Source organism: Yoonia sp. R78084, assembly GCF_044595625.1.
GTDB lineage: Bacteria > Pseudomonadota > Alphaproteobacteria > Rhodobacterales > Rhodobacteraceae > Yoonia.
Map to the genome: position 1 here is coordinate 3,102,377 of NZ_CP138993.1, position 21,111 is coordinate 3,123,487.

At 55.4% G+C, this 21,111-nt stretch carries 23 protein-coding genes and 1 pseudogene; 10 read left to right on the forward strand and 14 right to left on the reverse strand.

Annotation, left to right across the window (positions count from 1 at the left end; translation table 11 throughout):
* Positions 1-1,155 carry a radical SAM family heme chaperone HemW gene (hemW, locus tag SJY29_RS15560; protein WP_400084591.1) on the forward strand — a complete coding sequence of 385 codons (1,155 nt, stop codon included), beginning with the start codon at positions 1-3 and terminating at the stop codon, positions 1,153-1,155.
* Here hemW and SJY29_RS15565 read toward each other — a convergent pair.
* The 7 genes from SJY29_RS15565 to hemJ all read right to left on the reverse strand — a co-directional run bounded on the left by SJY29_RS15565 (position 1,152) and on the right by hemJ (position 8,482).
* The gene (locus tag SJY29_RS15565; protein ID WP_400084594.1) at positions 1,152-2,039 is read right to left on the reverse strand and encodes a ParB/RepB/Spo0J family partition protein; all 888 of its coding nucleotides are present in this window, start codon (positions 2,037-2,039) and stop codon (positions 1,152-1,154) included. The genes hemW and SJY29_RS15565 overlap by 4 nt on opposite strands.
* Positions 2,040-2,837: a ParA family protein gene (locus SJY29_RS15570; RefSeq protein WP_110277756.1), complete on the reverse strand. Its 798-nt coding sequence runs from the start codon at positions 2,835-2,837 to the stop codon at positions 2,040-2,042.
* Entirely contained in the window at positions 2,827-3,447 is a 621-nt protein-coding gene (rsmG, locus tag SJY29_RS15575) for a 16S rRNA (guanine(527)-N(7))-methyltransferase RsmG (RefSeq protein ID WP_400084597.1), read from the reverse strand. The genes SJY29_RS15570 and rsmG overlap by 11 nt, the downstream gene beginning before the upstream one ends.
* Positions 3,448-3,450: 3 nt before the next feature.
* Positions 3,451-5,319 carry a tRNA uridine-5-carboxymethylaminomethyl(34) synthesis enzyme MnmG gene (mnmG, locus tag SJY29_RS15580; RefSeq protein ID WP_400084600.1) on the reverse strand — a complete coding sequence of 623 codons (1,869 nt, stop codon included), beginning with the start codon at positions 5,317-5,319 and terminating at the stop codon, positions 3,451-3,453.
* 12 nt (positions 5,320-5,331) lie between these two features.
* The gene (gene mnmE / locus SJY29_RS15585) at positions 5,332-6,612 is read right to left on the reverse strand and encodes a tRNA uridine-5-carboxymethylaminomethyl(34) synthesis GTPase MnmE (RefSeq protein ID WP_400084603.1); all 1,281 of its coding nucleotides are present in this window, start codon (positions 6,610-6,612) and stop codon (positions 5,332-5,334) included.
* Positions 6,613-6,641: 29 nt separating this feature from the next.
* Complete coding sequence (gene rho / locus SJY29_RS15590) at positions 6,642-7,913, reverse strand: transcription termination factor Rho (RefSeq protein ID WP_110277760.1); 1,272 nt, start codon at positions 7,911-7,913, stop codon at positions 6,642-6,644.
* Between the two features lie 119 nt (positions 7,914-8,032).
* A complete protein-coding gene (hemJ, locus tag SJY29_RS15595) occupies positions 8,033-8,482 on the reverse strand; it encodes a protoporphyrinogen oxidase HemJ (protein WP_055295256.1) in 450 nt (149 codons plus the stop codon).
* 405 nt (positions 8,483-8,887) lie between these two features.
* Between hemJ and SJY29_RS15600 the strand changes: the two genes are divergently transcribed.
* The 4 genes from SJY29_RS15600 to dnaQ are packed head-to-tail and all read left to right on the forward strand — an operon-like array spanning position 8,888 to position 11,616.
* Entirely contained in the window at positions 8,888-9,487 is a 600-nt protein-coding gene (locus SJY29_RS15600) for a Maf family protein (protein ID WP_400084607.1), read from the forward strand.
* Positions 9,484-10,311, forward strand: a complete 828-nt coding sequence (locus tag SJY29_RS15605; protein WP_400084610.1) for a shikimate dehydrogenase — start codon at positions 9,484-9,486, stop codon at positions 10,309-10,311. The genes SJY29_RS15600 and SJY29_RS15605 overlap by 4 nt, the downstream gene beginning before the upstream one ends.
* Positions 10,308-10,898, forward strand: a complete 591-nt coding sequence (gene coaE, locus SJY29_RS15610) for a dephospho-CoA kinase (protein WP_400084613.1) — start codon at positions 10,308-10,310, stop codon at positions 10,896-10,898. The genes SJY29_RS15605 and coaE overlap by 4 nt, the downstream gene beginning before the upstream one ends.
* Complete coding sequence (gene dnaQ, locus SJY29_RS15615; RefSeq protein ID WP_400084616.1) at positions 10,891-11,616, forward strand: DNA polymerase III subunit epsilon; 726 nt, start codon at positions 10,891-10,893, stop codon at positions 11,614-11,616. Before coaE ends, dnaQ begins: the two co-directional genes overlap by 8 nt.
* A gap of 3 nt (positions 11,617-11,619) precedes the next feature.
* On the opposite strand, the gene secB is transcribed toward dnaQ, so the two are convergent.
* Complete coding sequence (secB, locus tag SJY29_RS15620) at positions 11,620-12,117, reverse strand: protein-export chaperone SecB (protein ID WP_110277766.1); 498 nt, start codon at positions 12,115-12,117, stop codon at positions 11,620-11,622.
* 58 nt (positions 12,118-12,175) lie between these two features.
* The gene (locus SJY29_RS15625; protein ID WP_400084619.1) at positions 12,176-12,658 is read right to left on the reverse strand and encodes an FxsA family protein; all 483 of its coding nucleotides are present in this window, start codon (positions 12,656-12,658) and stop codon (positions 12,176-12,178) included.
* Positions 12,659-12,769: 111 nt separating this feature from the next.
* Here SJY29_RS15625 and SJY29_RS15630 point away from each other — a divergent pair, with 111 nt between their 5' ends.
* Genes SJY29_RS15630 through SJY29_RS15640 form a run of 3 tightly spaced genes read left to right on the forward strand, consistent with a single transcriptional unit; the run spans position 12,770 to position 15,013 of the window.
* A complete protein-coding gene (locus SJY29_RS15630) occupies positions 12,770-13,432 on the forward strand; it encodes a Tim44/TimA family putative adaptor protein (protein WP_400084621.1) in 663 nt (220 codons plus the stop codon).
* Positions 13,433-13,484: 52 nt separating this feature from the next.
* Positions 13,485-14,426, forward strand: a complete 942-nt coding sequence (locus SJY29_RS15635; protein WP_400084624.1) for a murein transglycosylase A — start codon at positions 13,485-13,487, stop codon at positions 14,424-14,426.
* The gene (locus SJY29_RS15640; RefSeq protein WP_400084627.1) at positions 14,426-15,013 is read left to right on the forward strand and encodes a Smr/MutS family protein; all 588 of its coding nucleotides are present in this window, start codon (positions 14,426-14,428) and stop codon (positions 15,011-15,013) included. Before SJY29_RS15635 ends, SJY29_RS15640 begins: the two co-directional genes overlap by 1 nt.
* Here SJY29_RS15640 and SJY29_RS15645 read toward each other — a convergent pair.
* The gene (locus SJY29_RS15645) at positions 14,996-16,231 is read right to left on the reverse strand and encodes an MFS transporter (protein ID WP_400084630.1); all 1,236 of its coding nucleotides are present in this window, start codon (positions 16,229-16,231) and stop codon (positions 14,996-14,998) included. The genes SJY29_RS15640 and SJY29_RS15645 overlap by 18 nt on opposite strands.
* 146 nt (positions 16,232-16,377) lie before the next feature.
* Between SJY29_RS15645 and SJY29_RS15650 the strand changes: the two genes are divergently transcribed.
* The gene (locus SJY29_RS15650) at positions 16,378-16,758 is read left to right on the forward strand and encodes a hypothetical protein (RefSeq protein WP_400084633.1); all 381 of its coding nucleotides are present in this window, start codon (positions 16,378-16,380) and stop codon (positions 16,756-16,758) included.
* A 23-nt stretch (positions 16,759-16,781) separates the two neighbouring features.
* Here SJY29_RS15650 and hslU read toward each other — a convergent pair whose 3' ends face one another.
* From hslU to hslV, 3 genes are read right to left on the reverse strand one after another with little or no spacing between them, the layout of a single operon-like run.
* Entirely contained in the window at positions 16,782-18,089 is a 1,308-nt protein-coding gene (gene hslU, locus SJY29_RS15655) for an ATP-dependent protease ATPase subunit HslU (RefSeq protein WP_110277772.1), read from the reverse strand.
* A gap of 9 nt (positions 18,090-18,098) precedes the next feature.
* A complete protein-coding gene (locus tag SJY29_RS15660; protein WP_400084636.1) occupies positions 18,099-19,154 on the reverse strand; it encodes a hypothetical protein in 1,056 nt (351 codons plus the stop codon).
* Positions 19,151-19,708 carry an ATP-dependent protease subunit HslV gene (gene hslV / locus SJY29_RS15665; protein WP_400088952.1) on the reverse strand — a complete coding sequence of 186 codons (558 nt, stop codon included), beginning with the start codon at positions 19,706-19,708 and terminating at the stop codon, positions 19,151-19,153. The genes SJY29_RS15660 and hslV overlap by 4 nt, the downstream gene beginning before the upstream one ends.
* 100 nt (positions 19,709-19,808) lie before the next feature.
* Here hslV and SJY29_RS15670 point away from each other — a divergent pair, with 100 nt between their 5' ends.
* Positions 19,809-20,726, forward strand: a complete 918-nt coding sequence (locus tag SJY29_RS15670; protein WP_400084638.1) for a hypothetical protein — start codon at positions 19,809-19,811, stop codon at positions 20,724-20,726.
* Positions 20,727-20,789: 63 nt separating this feature from the next.
* Here the strand turns inward: SJY29_RS15670 and trxA are convergent.
* A pseudogene (gene trxA / locus SJY29_RS15675) lies at positions 20,790-21,101 on the reverse strand (thioredoxin); the annotation flags it as partial.
* Positions 21,102-21,111: the final 10 nt, after the last annotated feature.

Genomic DNA, 21,111 nt, shown 5'->3' on the forward strand with positions numbered 1-21,111 from the left:
ATGGATGACTGGGAACATGGAGGCTTTGGCCTCTATATTCACTGGCCGTTTTGTCAGGCGAAGTGTCCCTATTGCGATTTTAACAGTCATGTGGTCGCGCAAATTGACCAGAATGCCTGGGCTGATGCCTATCTGAGCGAGATCGCGCGTGTCGGTGCCGAAACAGAGGGCCGCGTTTTACGGTCTGTGTTCTTTGGGGGTGGCACGCCCAGCTTGATGGATCCTGCCGTCGTTGATGCAATCCTGACAAAGGTACGCGCGACCTGGCCGATGGCGAATGATATCGAGATCACGTTGGAGGCGAATCCAACCTCTGTTGAGGCGGGACGCTTTGCCGGGTACCGCGATGCGGGGGTGAACCGCGTTTCCATGGGGATTCAGGCGCTGAATGACGCAGATTTGAAGGCCCTGGGCCGGTTGCATAGCGCAGAGGAAGCGATGCGGGCCTTTGAGATTGCGCGCAATGCCTTTGATCGGGTGAGTTTTGATCTGATATATGCGCGGCAAGGCCAATCCGTTGCGGACTGGACGGCGGAATTGCAGCGTGCGCTGGATTTGGCGGTCGATCATTTATCACTCTATCAACTCACAATTGAGGATGGCACCGCCTTTGGTGATCGCTATGCGGCAGGCAAACTGCGTGGTCTGCCGGATGATGATGATGCGGCTGACATGTATGCCGCGACGCAAGAGATTTGCGAAGAGGCCGGATTTGAGGGCTATGAAGTGTCCAATCACGCGCGCGCGGGCTGTGAGAGTATCCACAACAAGATCTATTGGCGCTATGGCGATTATGCAGGGATTGGGCCAGGCGCACATGGGCGTTTGACATTGCATGGCCAACGGTTTGCGACCGAGGCGCCGCGCGCGCCCGCGGGCTGGTTGGCACAGGTGCGCAAGACAGGAAACGGGGATTTGTCGCGTGAGGCGCTCACGCAAGACGAGCAGTTTGCCGAGTTTCTGTTGATGGGAATGCGGTTACGCGAAGGTGTGGATACTACGCGCTTTCCACATCTCGCTAGAGACGAATATATAAATAAAATCAATGGGTTAGTTGACTTGGGAATGGTCACCTATAACTCGGAGATCCTGCAACTTACCGCTCAAGGCGCTCCTGTCTTGAACGCTGTCCTGCGCGCCTTATTGGACGATTAACCACCGGAAAGCGCGCGAAGCAGATCATCCAACTGATCAAGCGACTTATATGCAATCGTCATTTTGCCGCCTTCACTGCCTGCCGGATGATCAATTGTGACTTTCATGCGCAGCGTCGCTGACAGCTCATCTTCGATCTGGATGGTGTCAGCATCTTTGGGCACTGGCGCCCCTAGCACCGAACGCTTTTTGATTGCAGGGCCCTTCTTGGCGAGCTTTTCGGTTTCGCGGACCGAGAGTTTGCGTTGAATGATTTCGCGGGCCAAGGCGACGGCATGATCGTGCCCGACAAGGGCACGCGCGTGACCGGCAGAGAGCTGGCCGCTGACAAGATAGGTCTGCACCTCTTCCGGTAAGGTCAGGAGGCGCAGCAGGTTTGCGATGTGGCTGCGGCTTTTGCCTAGAGCTGAGGCGAGTTTATCTTGTGTGTGGCCGAAGCGATCCATCAATTGTTTATAGCCTGCGGCCTCATCCACGGGGTTCAGGTCAGCGCGCTGGATGTTTTCGATGATCGCAATTTCAAGGACTTCTGTGTCGTCATAGTCACGCAGGAGGACCGGGATCTCGTGCAATTTGGCGCGTTGCGCAGCACGCCAACGACGTTCACCCGCTACGATTTCGAAAAAATCAGGATCAGTCGGAGATTGCCGGACGATGAGAGGCTGAATGATGCCTTTCTCGGCAATGGAACTTGCAAGTTCATCAAGCGCATCCTCTGCAAAGGTGCGGCGCGGCTGATCGGGATTGGGGCGCACCCGTTCAATCGGCACGACAAGGTCAGGCCGCTTTGCCGGTGCTTCGCTGCTGTCGTCCGTTGCCACATCTGACATCAGAGCAGAGAGACCACGGCCCAGGCCACGGGATTTCTTTGGTGTGCGTGTCATCTATGCGGCCTTCTTTTTCTTTGTTCTTTCAATCAATTCAGCAGCGAGCGCACGATATGCGGCGCTGCCTTTTGATGCACTATCATAGGAGAGCACAGGCATCGCGAATGATGGCGCCTCGCTCAGCCGGACATTGCGGGGAATGACAGTTTTGAACACCATATCACCCATGTTTTCGCGGGCGTCATCCTCAACCTGCAAAGAGAGGTTGTTGCGGCTATCATACATTGTGAGCGCAATACCTTCGATCCTCAGATCGGGATTGGCGGTTTGCCGGACATCACGGACAGTGAGAATAAGCTGTGAGAGGCCTTCGAGCGCGAAAAACTCGCTTTGTAGCGGCACAATGATGGAATGCGCCGCTACCATCGCGTTGACAGTCAATATGTTGAGAGAGGGCGGGCAATCTATCAAAATGTAGTCAAAGACGAAAAGCGCCGGATCATTGCCCCGCAGCACATCCCGCAACAGGAAACTGCGTTTTGCATTGTCGACAAGTTCAAGATCGGCAGAGCTTAGGTCGGTTGTTGCTGGAATGATGCAAAGGCGATTGACGGATGTTTTCTGAATGGCCTTGGTCAAGGTGACATCGCCAGCCAGCAGATCGTAGGTTGTGGCCTCTCTCTTGTCATGATCAACGCCAAGGCCCGTAGATGCGTTCCCTTGCGGGTCCAGATCGATCAGCAGGACGTTTTTCTTTTTTTCTGCCAAGGCTGCACCCAAATTGATAGTGGTGGTCGTTTTCCCGACACCCCCTTTTTGGTTCGCAACCGCGATGATTATTGGATCATGAGCCAAGCTTATCTATCCTTCGGATGGCGAGTATTCGTGCGTCAGGATCAGTGATACTGGCGTTTTCTTCAAGGTCAAACGACCAGTTCTTTTGCGCATCGGCAACTTCCTGTCCGGACTGGCGACCCTTGTGAAAAAGAGCCAAGCCGTCGTGCTTGACGTGTCGCTGTGTCAGAGAAAGCAATCCAGATAGTGCGGTAAGTGCGCGAGCAGATACCACATCTGCATTCTGTTCAGGGGCAGTTTCAATTCGTTCAGCAATCACTTGCACTGAAAGGCCAAGCTCACGTGCCGCTGTGCGCAGGAATGCTGCTTTGCGTTGGTCGCTTTCAATGAGAACAAACTCCGCATGCGGGTTCTTCTCTTTAGCGAGAATCGCCATAACGATGCCGGGAAACCCGCCGCCGCTGCCGATATCGACCCATTTTTCAAAGGATTCTGGCGCAAACCTATAGAGCTGGACCGAATCGACGATATGGCGCTCCCAGATGGAATCTCGTGTTCCCCGCGCGATCAGGTTGATCTTTGCGGTCCATTTCGCAGTCAGAGCAGCAAATGCCTCAAGGTCTGACATTGTTTCACGTGAAACATTCACGCCGGCAACAACCAATGACATCTCTCAGGTTCCGGTCGCTTGGTGCTGTTTCTTTATGGCCCCGATAATCAGCATCAGGGCCGCAGGCGTCATGCCCTCGATACGACCCGCATGCGCAATCGTTGACGGACGCGTTGCGGACAGTTTTGCCACGATTTCGTTCGAAAGGCCCCTGATTTGCGTATAGTCTGTGTCATCGGGAATGATGTGGTTTTCATCCCGCTCCATCGCCGCAATATCACGCTCTTGCCGCGCGATGTAATGCGCATAGAGTGCATCTTTCTTTACCTGGTCTTGTATCTGAACAGGAATATCATCTACATCTAGCTGCAATTGCGCCAGGTGTTCGAAATTGAAATCCGCCAAGGCAAGCACATCCAGTGCCGATTTGCGCGGACCATCCGCGTTCAATTTCACTCCAAGACCTGCAATGTCACGCGAAGAAATCATCATATCGGAAAGTGATGCCTTGGCTTTTTCGATCTGTTCCATCTTGTCGCTAAAGTGCGACCACCGGTTTTCACCCACACAGCCAATCGCATGGCCCCGCTCTGTCAGCCGCTGATCTGCGTTATCCGCGCGAAGCGATAAACGAAACTCGGCGCGCGAGGTAAACATGCGGTAGGGTTCTGATACACCTCGTGTGATCAGATCATCAATCATCACACCGATATAGGATTCCCGACGGCTAAAGATGACGGAGTCCTGTCCTTTTACTTGCGCAGCCGCATTGAGGCCCGCAACCATGCCCTGCGCCGCCGCCTCTTCGTAACCGGTCGTCCCGTTGATCTGCCCCGCCAAAAACAGCCCCGGAACATCGCGGAGTTCCAATGTCGACCGTAAGGCCCGCGGATCGACATAGTCATATTCAATTGCATAGCCAGGCTGCAAAATCGTTGTATTTTCAAGGCCATAGATCGAATTCACATAGGCTTTTTGCACGTCCTCAGGCAGTGATGTTGAAATGCCGTTCGGATAGACCGTGTGATCGTTCACGCCCTCTGGTTCGAGGAAAATCTGGTGCGATGTCTTATCTGCGAAGCGAACGATCTTATCCTCGATCGACGGGCAATAGCGTGGGCCCACGCCGTCGATCCGTCCACCATACATCGCCGAACGGCCAAGGTTATCGCGGATAATATCGTGAGTCGCCTCATTCGTATGGGTGATGCCGCAATCAATCTGTGGGGCCGACGGACCTGTCGAAAGAAAGGAAAACAACACAGGATCCGCGTCACTAGGCTGTGCTTCCAATTTATCCCAAGCAATTGTGCGACCATCCAGACGTGGTGGTGTCCCCGTTTTCAGACGGCCAAGCGGCAATCCAAAGCTATCAAGGCGCTCTGCCATTTTGACCGACGGGTCATCACCCATCCGCCCGCCAGGCCGCGACACATCGCCGATATGGATCACACCGCGCAGGAATGTACCGGTTGTCAGAATTACGCTATTTGCGGAGATCGCAGCACCATCGCGCATCTGGATACCGGTCACGCGGCCCTTAGACATCAGCAAATCAACGGCTTCGCCTTCAAGGATCGTGAGGTTTGCCAGCAAATCCAGCTCTGCCTGCATTTCCTTGCGATAGATTTGCCTGTCAGATTGGGCGCGCGGCCCCTGTACGGCAGGCCCTTTCTTCCGGTTCAGCAAACGAAACTGGATACCCGCCTTATCGGCAACACGCCCCATAACGCCGTCCAGCGCATCAATCTCGCGCACGAGGTGGCCTTTTCCCAGACCACCAATTGCTGGATTGCAAGACATCACACCGATAGAAGCCTTGGTCAGCGTCACCAATGCTGTGCGCACGCCCATACGGGCCGCCGCATGTGCTGCCTCGGCGCCTGCATGTCCGCCACCAATCACGATTACGTCGTAGTCCTGATGTTTCACGTGAAACACTCCCTACTTGCCGATGCAAAAACTGCTGAAGATCTCATCCAGCACGTGCTCTACATCAACGCGCCCCACAATGCTATCCACGGCGCGAATGGCTGATCTTAAATCCTCTGCCACGAAATCGGTCATCGCGTCAGGTGTTTCAAGTGCCAGCACCGCATCATCCAGATATCCGATTGCGCGCACCATCGCGACCCGGTGCCGTTCGCGCATCGCAATCCCGATTTGTCCGACCTTCTCCTGAAGCCGCTGCCGCACACATTCAATAAGCGCGTCGATGCCAGCCCCTGTCTTGCCAGATATCGCCAGTCCATCCCCACAACCAAGATCAGATTTTGCCTGCACGACAAGATCATCAGGGCTAAGCTGTCCATTTATTTCTGAAGGATCCATGACCAAGTGTATGCGAAAATCGGCCCGCTCAGCCCTTTCTTTCGCCCGCGCGACACCAAGCCCCTCGACGATATCATCCGTGTCCCTAACGCCCGCTGTATCCAGCAGCGTCACTGGCAGACCATCAAGGTCCATCTGTACCTCGATCACGTCACGCGTGGTACCCGCAACCTCGGATGTGATCGCAACATCTCGTCCGGCAAGCCGGTTCAAGAGCGTTGATTTACCAACATTCGGTGCGCCGATAATGGCCACTTCGAATCCGTCCCGCACACGCTCGGCAACACGCACACCTGCGGCCTCGCGGGTCATCTCGGTCCGGACCTGACCCAAAAGATCATTCACTTCAGGGCTGACATCGACAGGCACTTCCTCATCCGCAAAATCAATTGTCGCCTCAAGCAAAGCAGCCGCCCGAATAAGACGTGTCCGCCAGCTATCTGCCAATACCCCCAGCGCGCCGGAAAAGACCCGTACAGCCTGCTTACGCTGGCTCTCGGTCTCGGCGTCAATCAAATCAGCAAGTCCCTCAACCTCGGCCAGATTGAGCCGTCCGTTTTCCAGCGCACGACGTGTGAATTCGCCTGCCTCTGCCTGTCGTAGCGCAGGGTTATCACCTAAACACCGCAACACCGCATTGACCACCGCCGGACTGCCATGCAGCTGAAGTTCGACCACGCTTTCACCGGTAAAGCTCTTGCCCTCCGGGAAGTGCAGGATGAGCGCCTCATCCAGCAACTCTCCGCTCGCGTCACGCAACGCGCGCACGCCCCGCATCACAGGGACATCACCGCACAAACCCGCCACCGCAGGCACTGCCATTGGCCCGGAAATCCGCACCACAGCAACACCTGCACGGCCCTGCGCGGTCGCTAAGGCAAAAATCGTATCCATAGGTTAACCCATTGTTTTAGAACAATAAGTTACGTGTTCATTGAGTCGAAGAAATCTGCGTTTGTCTTGGTCTGCTTCAACTTCCCGATCAGAAACTCAATCGCATCGGTCGTGCCCATCGGGTTCAGAATACGCCGCAAGACATAGGTCTTGGCCAGATCGGCCTTATCCACCAGCAACTCTTCCTTACGCGTACCTGATTTCAGAATATCCATCGCAGGGAAGACGCGCTTGTCAGCGACCTTACGATCCAGAACAATCTCGCTGTTGCCCGTCCCTTTGAATTCCTCAAAGATCACCTCGTCCATGCGCGAACCTGTATCAATCAGTGCTGTCGCAATAATCGTCAGCGACCCGCCCTCTTCGATGTTGCGTGCCGCACCAAAGAACCGCTTGGGCCGCTGCAGCGCATTCGCATCAACTCCACCTGTCAGGACTTTACCGGACGACGGCACAGTCGTGTTGAACGCACGCCCCAGACGCGTGATCGAATCCAGCAGGATCACAACATCTCGCTTATGTTCGACAAGACGTTTCGCCTTTTCGATCACCATCTCGGACACGGCCACGTGACGGGTTGCAGGTTCATCAAAGGTCGACGACACAACCTCGCCCTTTACAGAGCGCTGCATGTCCGTCACCTCTTCGGGGCGTTCGTCAATCAGCAGGACGATCAGGTAGCACTCTGGATGGTTCTTCTCGATCGAGTTCGCAATGTTCTGCAACAGTACTGTCTTGCCGGTCCGCGGTGGCGCCACGATCAAAGACCGCTGGCCTTTCCCGATCGGGGCTACAAGATCAATAATCCGCGCCGAACGGTCTTTTACCGTCGGATCCGCGATTTCCATCGTCAGACGCTCATCAGGATAGAGCGGTGTGAGGTTATCAAAGGCAACCTTGTGCTTCGCTTTCTCGGGATCTTCGAAGTTGATCAACTCAACCGAGGTCAGCGCAAAATAGCGTTCATTGTCATTGGGCTCTTTCATGACCCCTTCGACCGTATCACCGGTGCGCAAGGAATACTGCCGGATCATATCCGGTGAGACGTAAATGTCATCAGGACCTGGCAGATAGTTTGCTTCTGGCGAGCGCAAGAAACCGAACCCGTCCTGCAACACTTCCAAAACACCATCACCACCGATGACCCATTCCTCGTCTGCCCGTTCTTTCAGAATAGCGAACATCATGTCGCCTTTACGCATCGTCGATGCGTTCTCGATCTCAAGCTCTTCGGCCAGAGACAGCAAATCCTTCGGGCTTTGCGCCTTCAGATCAGCGAGGTTCAAACGGTGCTGTGACATGAATAAATCCTGCTGCCAGCACGCATGCCAGCATTTCTACGGTTAGGAATGGAAAATTACTTTCCCGGACGGGAAGCGCTTTCACACATAGGCACGCAACGCATCTGAGTCAATCGCGCTTAAAAGGGCCGCACAATTACTGCGACAACGATCAAGACCATCAAAACGGTGGGCACCTCGTTAAATAACCGGTACGTCCGCCCTGACCGTGTATTTGTGCCCGCTGCAAACTCTTTGCGCCGCGCACTCATCCAGCCGTGCGCACCCGTCATCAAAATCACCGAGACAAGCTTGACCCACGACCAGGCCGCGCCCCAGTCAAACGCACCCAACCCGATCATGATCAGACCGGCAATCCACGCCACAATCATCGCAGGGTTCATAATCACCCGCAGAAGTTTCTCTTCCATGATCTGAAACGTCTGATCAAGCTCTGATCCAACAGTCGCTTTCTCGGCATGATAAACAAACAGGCGCGGCAGATAGAACAAGCCAGCCATCCATGCGAGCACCGCCATGATATGGAGTGCCTTGATCCACGGATAGATACCACTCAAAAAATCCATCATGTGCTTATGCCTTCTTTGCCCTGCTCTTCCTTAATAAATATAAAGAGAAAGAAAAGATGATGTTGTTGTTTGTCACCCGATTTTCTGTGGGTTGTTTTTTCATCCTCAGATTTATCCCAAGGCGGGATTTCTCTAAGGTAACTGCTGAAGAGAACAGAATGCAAAATAAACCATTTAAAAACAATATCTTGTGGAGTATAACTTTCTACGTAATCCGGTCGGTTACAGCATTGACTCTCTCTTCAACCCGATTCTTCCACAGGCCCGACTTATTCATACCCACCGTGGAAAAAACCCTGTGGTGCAATTTGGGATAGGTCTGTTCTACACAAAACGCTGCAGCCTGCTAGTTATGCCCGTATCAATCTGCACGGTGACACAAGACTTGTCCAAAAGGTTATCCACATGAGCGACCAGATCATTCTTGCATCAGGCTCGGAAATCCGCGCGCAATTGCTCAAAAACGCAGGCCTCGATTTTGACGTTTCCGTTGCCCGCGTTGATGAGGACGCTGTGCGTGCATCCCTTTTGGCCGAATCTGCCAGCCCGCGGGATATTGCTGATACGCTGGCAGAATTGAAAGCACAGCGTGTCGCGGCGCGTCACCCTGATGCCCTGGTGATTGGCTGCGATCAAGTACTTGCGCTTGGCCCGCAAATTTTCAACAAGCCCGAAACACCCGCCGAGGCCCTGTCGCAACTTCAGTCCCTTCGCGGTCAAAAACACCAGCTTTTGTCTGCCGCCGTGATCTATGGAGAGGGGAAACCGCTTTGGCGTCATGTTGGCGTCGTCCGGCTGCATATGCGTGATGCCTCCGACGCTTATCTTGCTGACTATGTCGCACTAAACTGGGACAGCATCCGCCATTCTGTCGGTGCCTATAAGCTTGAAGAAGAAGGAGTGCGACTTTTTACACGCATTGAAGGAGATTATTTCACCGTCCTCGGTTTGCCGCTCTTAGAACTCTTGTCATATCTGACACTTCGCGGAACATTACCTTCATGACCAGTATTCCCCGCGCCGGTGTTATCGGCAATCCAATCAGTCATTCGCTGTCACCAAAGCTGCATAGCTATTGGCTCAAACGTTACGGCATTGAAGGTGAATATACGGCACTTCAGGTCTCGGAAGATGCACTTGAAACTACGCTCCGTGATCTTCCAAAGCGGGGATTTATCGGCGCGAATGTCACCTTGCCGCACAAAGTCAGCGTCATGCAATATGCCGATCAGATCACAGACCGCGCCACACTGATCGGTGCTGCAAATACCCTGATTTTCAAAGAAGATGGGCGTATTTTCGCGGATAACACCGATGGCTATGGTTTCATGGCAAATGTCCGTCAGGGTGCGCCGGACTGGGACCCAAAGGCAGGCCCGGCCGCCATTTTCGGGGCAGGTGGTGCGGCCCGCGCGATTATTGTCGCCCTTGCTGACGCGGGTGTTCCCGAAATCATTATTGCAAACCGGACCCGCCCCAAGGCCGAGGCCTTGCGCGCCGATTTTGGCGCCCGTGTGAGAGTGGTAGACTGGGTGCAGGCTGATCAAATGCTTGATGGTGCGAACACCGTGATCAATACGACATCGCTTGGCATGGTTGGTGCGCAGGAATTCAAAGTATCGCTTGATGCGCTCTCGAAAGACGCGGTCGTGACCGACATTGTGTATAATCCTTTGCGGACACCGTTTCTCAAGGCGGCCGAGGCCAAAGGTGCCCGAACGGTTGATGGCCTCGGGATGTTGTTGCATCAGGGTGTGCCTGGCTTTGAACGATGGTTCGGGCAAAGACCCGAGGTAGATGACGCCACCCGCGCGGCGGTCCTCGCATGACACATCTGTTGGGATTAACCGGTTCGATTGGAATGGGAAAATCTACAACAGCCCAGATGTTTCGTGACGAAGGGATCCCCGTGTGGGACGCGGACGAAGCTGTACATGCGCTTTACGCCAAAGGTGGTGCGGCGGTTGGCCCCATCAGCGCCGCATTACCCGAAGCGATTGAGGACGATCATGTCAGCCGTGACCGGCTCAAGAAAATGATCGCGGATGATCTCAGTGTTATGGGAAAACTCGAAGAGATCGTGCATCCGCTGGTCGCAGAGCACCGCGCGGCGTTTCTTGCCTCACATAGTGACCCGTTGGTCGTTCTCGATATCCCGCTGCTTTTTGAAACAAGTGCACAGAACTGGCTATCCTCTATTCTTGTCGTCACAGCCCCCGCAGATGTGCAAAGAGAACGGGTCATGGCCCGCCCGGGCATGACCGAAAGCCAGTTTCAAAGGATTTTAGAACGCCAAATGCCGGATGCTGAAAAACGGGCCTGTGCGGACCACATTATTGAGACCCTGACACTGGACGACACCCGACAGGCCGTGCGACACCTGATTGCGAAACTGACAGGGCAGACAGATGCGTGAAATCGTACTTGATACGGAAACCACCGGTTTTGAACCGCATGAGGGTGACCGCATTGTCGAAATCGGTGCAGTCGAACTGATGGGCCACGTCCCGACGGGCCGCACATATCATCAATACATCAACCCCCAGCGGTCAATGCCGGCAGAGGCGTTTGGCGTGCACGGGATCGGTCCCGATCTGCTGGAACCACCGCAAGAGGCCAAGCCGGGGCAAGAAACGCTGCGCGACAAGCCACTTTTCAAGGATATTGCACAGGATTTCGTGGATTTCATCGGTGATGCAAAACTGGTGATCCATAACGCGGCATTCGATATGAAATTTCTCAATGCCGAATTGGGCTGGCTCAATCGCCCGCTTCTGCCGATGGATCAGGCCATCGATACGCTTGCCATTGCACGCCGCAAATTTCCGGGCTCACCCGCGTCCCTCGATGCGCTTTGCCGGCGCTTTGCGATCGACAACAGCTCGCGGACATTGCACGGCGCGCTGTTGGATAGTGAGATCTTGGCAGAGGTTTATCTGGAACTGATCGGTGGCCGACAGCCGGATTTTGCATTGGCAACAGATACCCGCAGCCGAAACGCAAGTGGCGGTGCCGATGACTGGCGCCCGATGCCGCGTCAGGAACCGCTTGCGCCGCGGATCACAAAAGAAGAAGCCGCCGCCCATGCTGCTTTCATCGAAAAGCTGGGCGACGGCGCAATTTGGAAAAACTAGGGCCTAGTTGGCTTTTGCTTTTTCGGCTTCTGTCCGGCGGGCCAGCTCGGAGCGGTAAAGCGCAAGGAAATCAATCGTATCAAGGTTCAGTGGCGGGAAGCCCCCGTCACGTGTGACGTCGCTGACAATCCGGCGAAGGAACGGGAATGTCAGGCGCGGGCACTCGATCAGAAGGAAGGGGTGCATCTGCTCTTCCGGAACGCCTTGCACGAGGAAAACGCCAGCGTACTCAAGTTCAAGCACAAAAAGCGGATCGCCTTTTTCCTTGGTCTTGCTGGTGATGTTCAGCTTTGTGATCACTTCGTACTGGTTTTCTGTGCCACGCTTGCGTGCATCAAGGTTCACCTGCACCTGAATCTCTGGCTGTGCGTCACCTGTGACACCCTTTTGCGCCAGAATATTTTCGAACGACATGTCGCGGATATACTGCGCGAGAATACGGTTGGTGACTTGGGCGGCGGCGGGTTGGGCGGCGGCACCGTTTTCAGGTGTATCGGACATTGGAAACTGCTCCAGTTGAATAAGGTTGGCGCGTTCCTAGCAGCCTAGAAGCGCAGGCTCAATCCCGTGTCCAGTTTGAGGGGCCCTCAGGCCTATTCTTCTGTGGCGTGACGTCTTCGAATTCACCGTCGATTACACGGTCATTTGGTTGCCGCGGGCGTTGCTGTGGGGCCTCGCCCATTTCAAAGCGCTGCACATTCATGCGGGATTTGGCCCAGATGAAAGCGGCGCGCCTGACACTGGGGACAAGAAGCGAAAGACCCACGACATCGGTGAAAAACCCCGGTGTCAGAAGCAACGCACCTGCAAAAAGGATCATCGCGCCGTGGACCAGCGGTTCGGTCGGGTCGTCGAGCTCTGAAAAAGACCTTTGCAGGTTCCCTAGTTCGCGCAAGCCCTGGCTACGGACCAGATAAGACCCGGTGATCGCCGTCAGAAGGACAATCAAGAGGGTCCACCACACGCCGATCAGGCCGCCGACCTGTATAAACAGCGCAATTTCGATCATCGGGACTGCGATAAACGCAATTAACAGCCACATTATCCGTGCCTTTCATAACATGTGCGGGCCTAAGGTGGACTTGGGCCTGCCTGCGACCTACATAGGGAACGAAAGGGCGTGTTTCCATGCCTTCCCCTGAACGAGGTCCCGATGAACTCTCCGATTATTCAGCTTCTGGTGCTAGCCGGCATCGCTGTTTTCTTGATTTTGCGTCTGCGCGGTGTTCTTGGCACGCGCGAAGGTTTTGAAAAACCGCCCGTTGCGCGGCCGGAACCGTCAAGCCGTATCGGCAAGCCGGAATTCGACGTGATCGAAGGTGGCCCTGATCTGGATATCACAGATCATGTTAACGAAGGTTCTGTCTCAGCCAAGGCATTGGCCAGCATGAAGCGCGTTGATCCGTCGTTCAACGTAAGCGAGTTTCTGGGCGGTGCGCGTGGCGCCTATGAGATGATCCTGATGGCCTTTGAAAAAGGCGATCTCGATGAGATCGTGCCTTTTATTTCCGAAGATGTTTACGAAGCATTCGCGTCTGTCGTTGATGAACGCCAGCGTCAGGGCCTGACGATCGATGCCAAGTTTATCGGTATCAGTGATATGAAACTTGTTGCCGCCGAATTTGACGACGCCACGAACGAGGCGGAGGTTTCCGTACAATTCAAGAGCGAAATGACCTCTATCGTGCGTGACAGCGCGGGCGATATTATCGAAGGCAGCGAAAAAGAGATCAAACGCCAGAAAGACACATGGACCTTTGCCCGCAAAATGGATGCCGGCGATCCGAACTGGCGGCTGGTTGCCACGGGTGATTAACCCCTTGCAGGGTCTGGTAGTTGCCTGAACCTGCAGGCCGATGGGCGGTGCGATGGCGAAAACAACATATACCGCGCTGACGTTTGATCAGCTGAAAGGGTGGCGTGATGATAATCATCAGGCCGCCTTTGATGTTTTCAAGACCACCTGTGGCGATATGGATGGTCCCGAGTGGGCAACGCTTAATGATATTGCCCGCACTGGCCCCAGTCCGCGTGCATTCTTTGAGGAATTCTTCCGTCCTGTTTTGATCGAAGACGGGAATGCGACGCTGTTCACCGGATACTATGAACCCGAACTGACCGGATCGCGCCAACGCGGTGACCCCTATCTCTATCCGGTTTATGCCACACCGGACGACCTCAACCATTCGCGCCGCGAAATAGACCAAGACGGTGTTCTGGCGGATCGCGGGCTTGAACTTGCCTGGCTGACAGACCCTGTTGATGTGTTCTTTCTTCAAGTGCAGGGGTCCGGCCGCATTCGTCTGCCTGACGGCAGCATGATGCGTGTCGGGTTTGGTGGAAAGAACGGGCGGCCCTATACCTCGATTGGCAAGCTCTTGGTGGCGCGTGGGGTGTTCGGGCCGGATCAGGTTTCAGCCGATGCAATCCGCGATTGGGTGCATGTGAACGGTGGTTCGGGCCGTGCGCTTTTGCTGGAAAACGAAAGCTATGTGTTTTTTCGCGAGGTCAGCGAAATCCCTGCCCATCAAGGACCCTTGGGAACGATGAACCTGTCCATTACCGCTGGCAGGTCTATAGCGGTTGATCCTGCCTTTGTGCCGCTTGGTGCGCCAGTCTGGATTGAAAAGGACGGAGCTACCCCAATGCAGCGTTTGATGATTGCCCAAGATATCGGTGGCGCGATCAAGGGTGCGCAACGGGCGGATATCTTTTTTGGAACCGGCACAGACGCAGGCTTGCAGGCCGGCCGGATTAAGGACGGCGGGCGGATGGTTGTGTTATTGCCCGCACAACTGGTGGAAAGCTGATGCGCAAACCACGGCACCTTTCATCCGAAGAACGTGCACTTTGGGATCGCGTGGCAGAACGCGCCACACCGCTTGATCCCAAGCGCAAAACGCGTGCGCCAGAGTTGGCGCCAAAACCTAAACCCAAACCTGATGATATCCGCGAACCTGTGCCGGATTTCCGCGTCGGCCAAAAAACAAACGCCGCCCGCCCCCATGACATCATGCGCCCGCTTGTTGAGCGTTTGGCCGCCTCGCCCGTCAATATGGACAACAAGTCTTTCGGGAAAATGAAGCGTGGCAAGCTGAAACCGGAAGGCCGGATTGACCTGCACGGCATGACGATGGCGCAGGCACATCCGGCGTTGGTATCTTTTATCCTTGGGTCGCAATTGCAGGGGCGGCGTTTGGTTCTGGTGATTACCGGGAAAGGGAAAGACCGTGATGATGGTGGGCCGATCCCGACACGGCATGGCGTCTTGCGGCATCAGGTGCCGCAATGGCTTGCGCTGCCGCCATTGTCGCAGGCGATTTTGCAGGTGACGCCAGCGCATATCAGACACGGCGGCCATGGTGCCTATTACGTGTATTTAAAGCGAAACCGCTAAAGCCTGTCGCGCTTTGCTGGTTGGGATGATCAGGACGAGGGCTGCGAAAGCAAAGGTAGCGGCATAGCCCAGTTGTTGTTGTTCAAATCCGACACCCTGGTCAATCAACCAACCGCTTAAACCTGGCCCGATGGCTGAGCCGAGCACCATCAAAGCCGCTGCCGCTGCTTTGATCGCGCCGATATGCCGTGTGCCATAGAATTCTGCCCAGCAAGCGTTCAGCAAAGTCGCCTGCCCGCCGCCCGCAACCCCCATGAGGATGACCGCCAATGCGGTCCAGCCCAGTGATGGCGCGTACCAGTGCAGGATGAAGGCGATCACCAGCGGAATCAGGTAAATCGGCAAAAGCCGCGTTGCGCCGAAACGGTCGACCGCCCAGCCATAGCCGATGGTCGAGATGAGAAGTGCTGCGGTGCCCAAAGGAAAGACCGAGACGAGCGCCAGATGCGACCAGCCTTTGATTTCCGCAAAATGGACCTGATGGAACCAGAATGCTGTCCCGAATCCGGAAAACGACATCACCGCCGGCACCATGGCCCAGAACAGTGGATGGCGCAGCGCATCGCTGCGTGTCCAATGCCGCCCGTTCATACCTGCGGCTTGCGTGGTTTCAGCCATGGCCTGCGGTGTGCGCTCAAGGCGGAGAAGGCGATAAAGCACAAAGCAGGCCAACACACAGAAAATGGCGAAACAGACCCAGAGTGTCCGCCACTCAATCATGGATTTGAGCCAGACCATTGTCAGCGGCAATGCGGCCTCGCCTAGCATAAAGCCAAAGGCAGCGACTGCCAGCGCGCGGCCGCGCGTGGCAATAAACCAGCGGGACATGGCGACAGTGGCGACATGGGTGGTCATGCCTTGGCCTGTGAAACGCAGCGCGAAAATCACGAAAGGCAGCAGCGCGACAATGCTATTGAAGGCCATGAACAGGCAGGCGGACGCAAGAAGCAGGACCACGACGATCCCTAGTGTGCGCACCCGAAACCTGTCAGCCAGACCGCCCGCAAAGACCATCACCACTGCCGATGCGCCGGTGCCGATCATATACGTCAGCCCCCATTCACCGTTGGTCAGCCCGTAGGCTTCGCGAATTTCACCGCCAAAGATCGAGATAAAAAATGTCTGGCCAAAGCTGGACAGAAACGACAACAAAAATCCCGTTGCAAGGAACGGGAAGTTTTCGCGGATGAAGCGGAAGTAAGTGGGTTGTCGGTTCATGCGCCTTTGATGATCTGACTGTCAGGCGTTTGGAAGGAGAAACTTCGCTATACCCGCAAATTAGGCCGCCAGATTGTGTATGAAACGAAACGGCGTTTTTGTTATGGTCGTGTCAGAACGCGCCGCATCTTGCGAGATACATGACCATGACCGACTTTGAATACTATATGGCCTTGCCCACGTTTGTCATTCTGGCAGGGATTACCGGCCATGTCTTCAGAGGTCTCTGGCGGCCCTTTGCCCCCAGGGGGAACCCTGCGCGCGGGATTTCCCGTTATGAACGCTATCGCGCACAATCCAAATCGGATTTCTTTTTCCGCGACGCTTTTTCCATTGATGATATCTGGTTTAGGGTCGATCTCGATTCAGAGGGTTTTTATGAACTCGCAAGTCTGCGCAACCTGATCATTTCGATCATCAACTGGGCAATTGCTGCGTTTCTTATCTGGTTGTTCCTTTGGGACCGGGCAGAGCCGGTCTATGCCAACTTGGTCGGAGACTACATGACCTGGAAACGGGGCGGTTAGACCGCACCCGTTGATTGCTGGCATCAAAGCACGTAGCGGCTGATATCGAGTGACCGTGACAACTCACCCAGATGCTTTTCAACAAAGGCTGCATCTACTGCGATTTCGTCACCAGCGCGGTCCGGCGCGTTAAAGGACAGGTCCTCGAATACCCGTTCGATCACGGTGTACAGGCGGCGTGCGCCGATGTTTTCGACGGATTCGTTGACCTCGGCGGCGATTTTGGCCAGTGCTTTGATCCCGTCTTCGGTGAAGGTCACGGTGACTTCTTCGGTCTTCATCAAGGCGGCGTATTGCAGTGTTAGCGCGTTATCCGTTTCGGTCAGAATGCGCACGAAATCATCCTCGGTCAGTGCACGCAGTTCAACGCGGATGGGCAGGCGGCCTTGCAGTTCGGGCAACAGATCAGACGGCTTCGCCACGTGGAACGCGCCCGAGGCGATGAACAGGATATGGTCGGTTTTGATCGGCCCGTGTTTGGTGGAAACCGTCGTGCCTTCGATCAAGGGCAGCAGATCACGCTGGACACCTTCGCGGGATACATCAGCACCGCGCGCATCGGCGCGGGCGCAAACCTTGTCGATCTCGTCCAGAAAGACGATGCCGTTCTGCTCAACCGCTTCAAGTGCTGCTTTGGTGACGGTTTCATCGTCGAGCAATTTGTCGGCTTCATCTGCAATCAGCGCATCATAGCTATCGGCGACGGTCATTTGCTTTTTGACAGTGCGGCCACCCATGGCTTTGCCGAACAGTTCGCCAAGGTTCATCATGCCGCCCATGCCACCGGGCTGGCCGGGGATTTCGAAACCGCCCATGGGGTTGGAATTGTCGGTCAGTTCAAGTTCGATGATCGTGTCGTCAAGTTCGCCTGATTTGAGTTTGCGGCGGAACATCTCGCGCGTGCCTTCACGCGCATCGGTGCCTGCAACTGCGGTAATCACCCGTTCTTCGGCGGCAGCACGCGCTTTGGTTTTGACGTCTTCGCGCATATGCTCGCGGGTGTCGATGATTGCGGTATCGACCAGATCGCGAATGATCTGTTCTACATCACGGCCGACATACCCGACTTCGGTGAATTTCGTCGCTTCGACTTTCAGAAATGGCGCACGCGCCAGTTTCGCCAAACGGCGCGAGATTTCGGTTTTGCCCACACCGGTTGGCCCGATCATCAGGATATTTTTGGGGTAAACCTCATCGCGCAGATCATCGCCCAATTGCTTGCGCCGCCAACGATTGCGCAGGGCGACAGCAACGGCGCGTTTGGCATCCTTCTGGCCGATGATGAACCGGTCAAGTTCGGAGACGATTTCGCGAGGCGTGAGGTCAGTCATGGATGAGCCTTAAACTTGAGAAGGGGGAAGACGGTGCAACGGGATAAATTCGGGCATCACGCGCAGGATGCGTGCGCGTATACGTTCCCAGAATGCACCAAGAAGAAGCAGGACAATGCCGAGGATCAGGATGGTTGGCGCTGTTCCGGCACCGTCAAAAACAGCTGCCCCGAGGGCAACGATATACCCGATCGCGGCAATCAGGAACGACCGGCGGTCGATGACGATGGCGACGATAGCAAACATCGCAAGAACGGCGAGAAGGATCAGGTTAGACTGGTCCAGAAGCGAAAGCGCCATGGTGTTTACCAGCGCGGGTGCGGCAACCATATGCAGCCAGAACCCGTTCGCCGAACGGCGGGTAACGCGGTGCGGATCGCTCATATCGAACATCATGGCGACGGCAAAGACCACGATCCCCAGCACCAGCGTGATCCAGGCGAAAGGTCCGCCTGCCGAAAGAAGGAAAAATTCGCTCAGGTCGGCGATGCGGCCTTCGCGGCTGGCGGCAAAAACGATGGCGACGGCGAAAAGCCCCAGTGCAATCATTGCCATCGCGAAGGGGACGCGGAAGCGCCACCAGTAAACTGCGAGCGAAAGCGTGGCCAGAAATAGCGGGAAGGGAATGCTGGAATAGTCGTTCTGGGCGATCATAAAGGGTTCGGACAGCACGGCGACAAAGCCAAAGGCGGCGTTGCCGGCGAACATCACTGACAATGCAATGGCCGGCGCGACCATGCGTCTTTTGCGCACAAAATATTCTGACAAGAGCCACAACAGCACACCGGCCAACAGCGATGACCACATGGCAAATTCTTGCAGATTGACGACGCGGTCGTTGAAAACGAGCGCGGAGACACCCCACCAGCCGGACGACAGTATCAAGAGCCCGACAACGATGAAAATCTCGTTGAACCCTTTGAACAGCTCGAAGGGTTCATCACCGGGGTTCAGGTTTTCGCGCGCGCCACGGCGACTGTCAGACAGGCTGATCAGGTCTGCGGCCTGTCTTTCAGACAACAAACCACTCGCGACAGCGGCGCGGAGATCGTCACGTTCGATCATGCTTTAATGGCTTCAACCGTCAGGTTGCCATTGGTGTAAACACAGATATCAGCAGCAATCGCCATAGCTTCGCGTGCGATTGTTTCGGCGTCTTTGTCGGTGCCCATCAAGGCGCGCCCTGCGGCCAGCGCATAGTTTCCGCCTGATCCGATGGCGGCGATATCATGTTCCGGTTCCAGCACATCACCGGCGCCAGTAATCACGAAAAGCTCGGATCCGTCACTGACGATCAGCATCGCCTCGAGCTTTTGCAGGTATTTGTCGGTGCGCCAGTCCTTGGCCAGTTCAACGCTCGCGCGGGCCAGTTGACCGGGGGTGGCTTCGAGTTTCTTTTCCAGACGTTCAAGCAGGGTAAAGGCATCTGCCGTTGATCCGGCAAAACCGCAGATCACGTCCTGCCCGCCGGGTGACAGGCGCCGGACCTTGCGTGCCGTGCCTTTGATGACGGTCTGTCCAAGGCTGACTTGGCCATCACCGGCAATCACAACCTGCCCGCCCTTGCGGACACCGATGATTGTCGTTCCGTGCCAGCCGGGAAATTCTTCACTTGCCATCATCTGCTCCTTGTCGCTTTTGCATATATGGCGGGCCAAATGCGGGCAAACAACCCCGCATGGCTTGTTCCTGCCCACCGGCGCGGCTAGCTTTCGCCGCATGAGCGCTCGTGACACCGTGACCTTTTACCTACCATCGCAGCTGCGCAATCAGGCCGAGCGCGGCAATCACAATTTTATCAAGAAGGTGAGCGAGGTGCTGAGCGGCGCTGGGCTTTCGGTTGATTATGACGACGACGATGATTTCGCGCGTCTGCGTGCCCACGCGCGGCCGGGGCGCGGGCTTTACCTGATGGACCCGCCAGCGAACGGGCGCGGTCTGACGTTTCGCAAAACCTATATCTATCCGTTCTGGCATATCGAGAAAGAGGCCGAGCGTTGGGAATGGCCTGTTGCGAAAGAGCGGTTCGATCCGGCCGCTGTTGATCCGCGCAAGGCCGCAAATTTCTACCGGTTCTGGCGGCAACGTCTATTTGATGAGGCTCCGCTGAATGCCCGTCAGGACGGCTTTGTCTATGTGCCCTTGCAGGGGCAGCTTTTGCGACAGCGGTCTTTTCAATCCTGTAGCCCTTTGGAGATGGTCAAAACGGTCCTAGAGGAAGAGCCAAACAAACATATCCTTGTGACGCTTCATCCGTCCGAGACATATTCCGCAGAAGAGCGCCATGCCCTTGCGGCGCTGGTCGCGCGTGAAGATCGCCTTACGCTCGACGAACAAGGCACAAACCAGAATTTAAAGAACTGCGACTACATCGTGACGCAGAATTCGGCTGTTGGTTTTGAGGGGTATTTCTTCGGTAAACCGCTCATTCTGTTCGGGAAATCGGACTTTCATCATATCGCGCTGAACGTGGCTGATATTGGTGTCGAAAGCGCGTTTGATCTTGTTCACGGCCACAGGCCGGATTTTGCGGCCTATCTTTTCTGGTTCCTCCAGCAGCGCGCCATCAACGCAGGCAGGCCAGAGGCAGCCAAGAAGATCTGCAATGTGTTGCGCGGCCACGGTTGGCCTGTTTGAACGAAAAAGGGCGCCCGCATGGGACGCCCTTTGATACCAGATGCGCGTGGCGCTTAGATCGAACTCTTCGATCCAGCCTTGGATTGCTGCCTTGGGTGCCGCGCCTGCCTTGTTCGAGACAACTTCGCCATTCTTGAAGACGAAAAGCGCAGGAATGCCGCGCACGCCCATCTGCGCGGGTGAATTAGGGTTCTCGTCCACGTTCACTTTGACGATTTTCACGCGGCCTTCCATTTCGGCTGACAGCTCTTCCAGAGCGGGGCCGATCTGTTTGCAAGGGCCACACCATTCTGCCCAGAAATCCACAACAACGGGGATATCGGACTGGCGGACTTCGGCGTCAAAGGTTGCGTCGGTTACTGCTACGGTTGCCATTGGGGTGCTC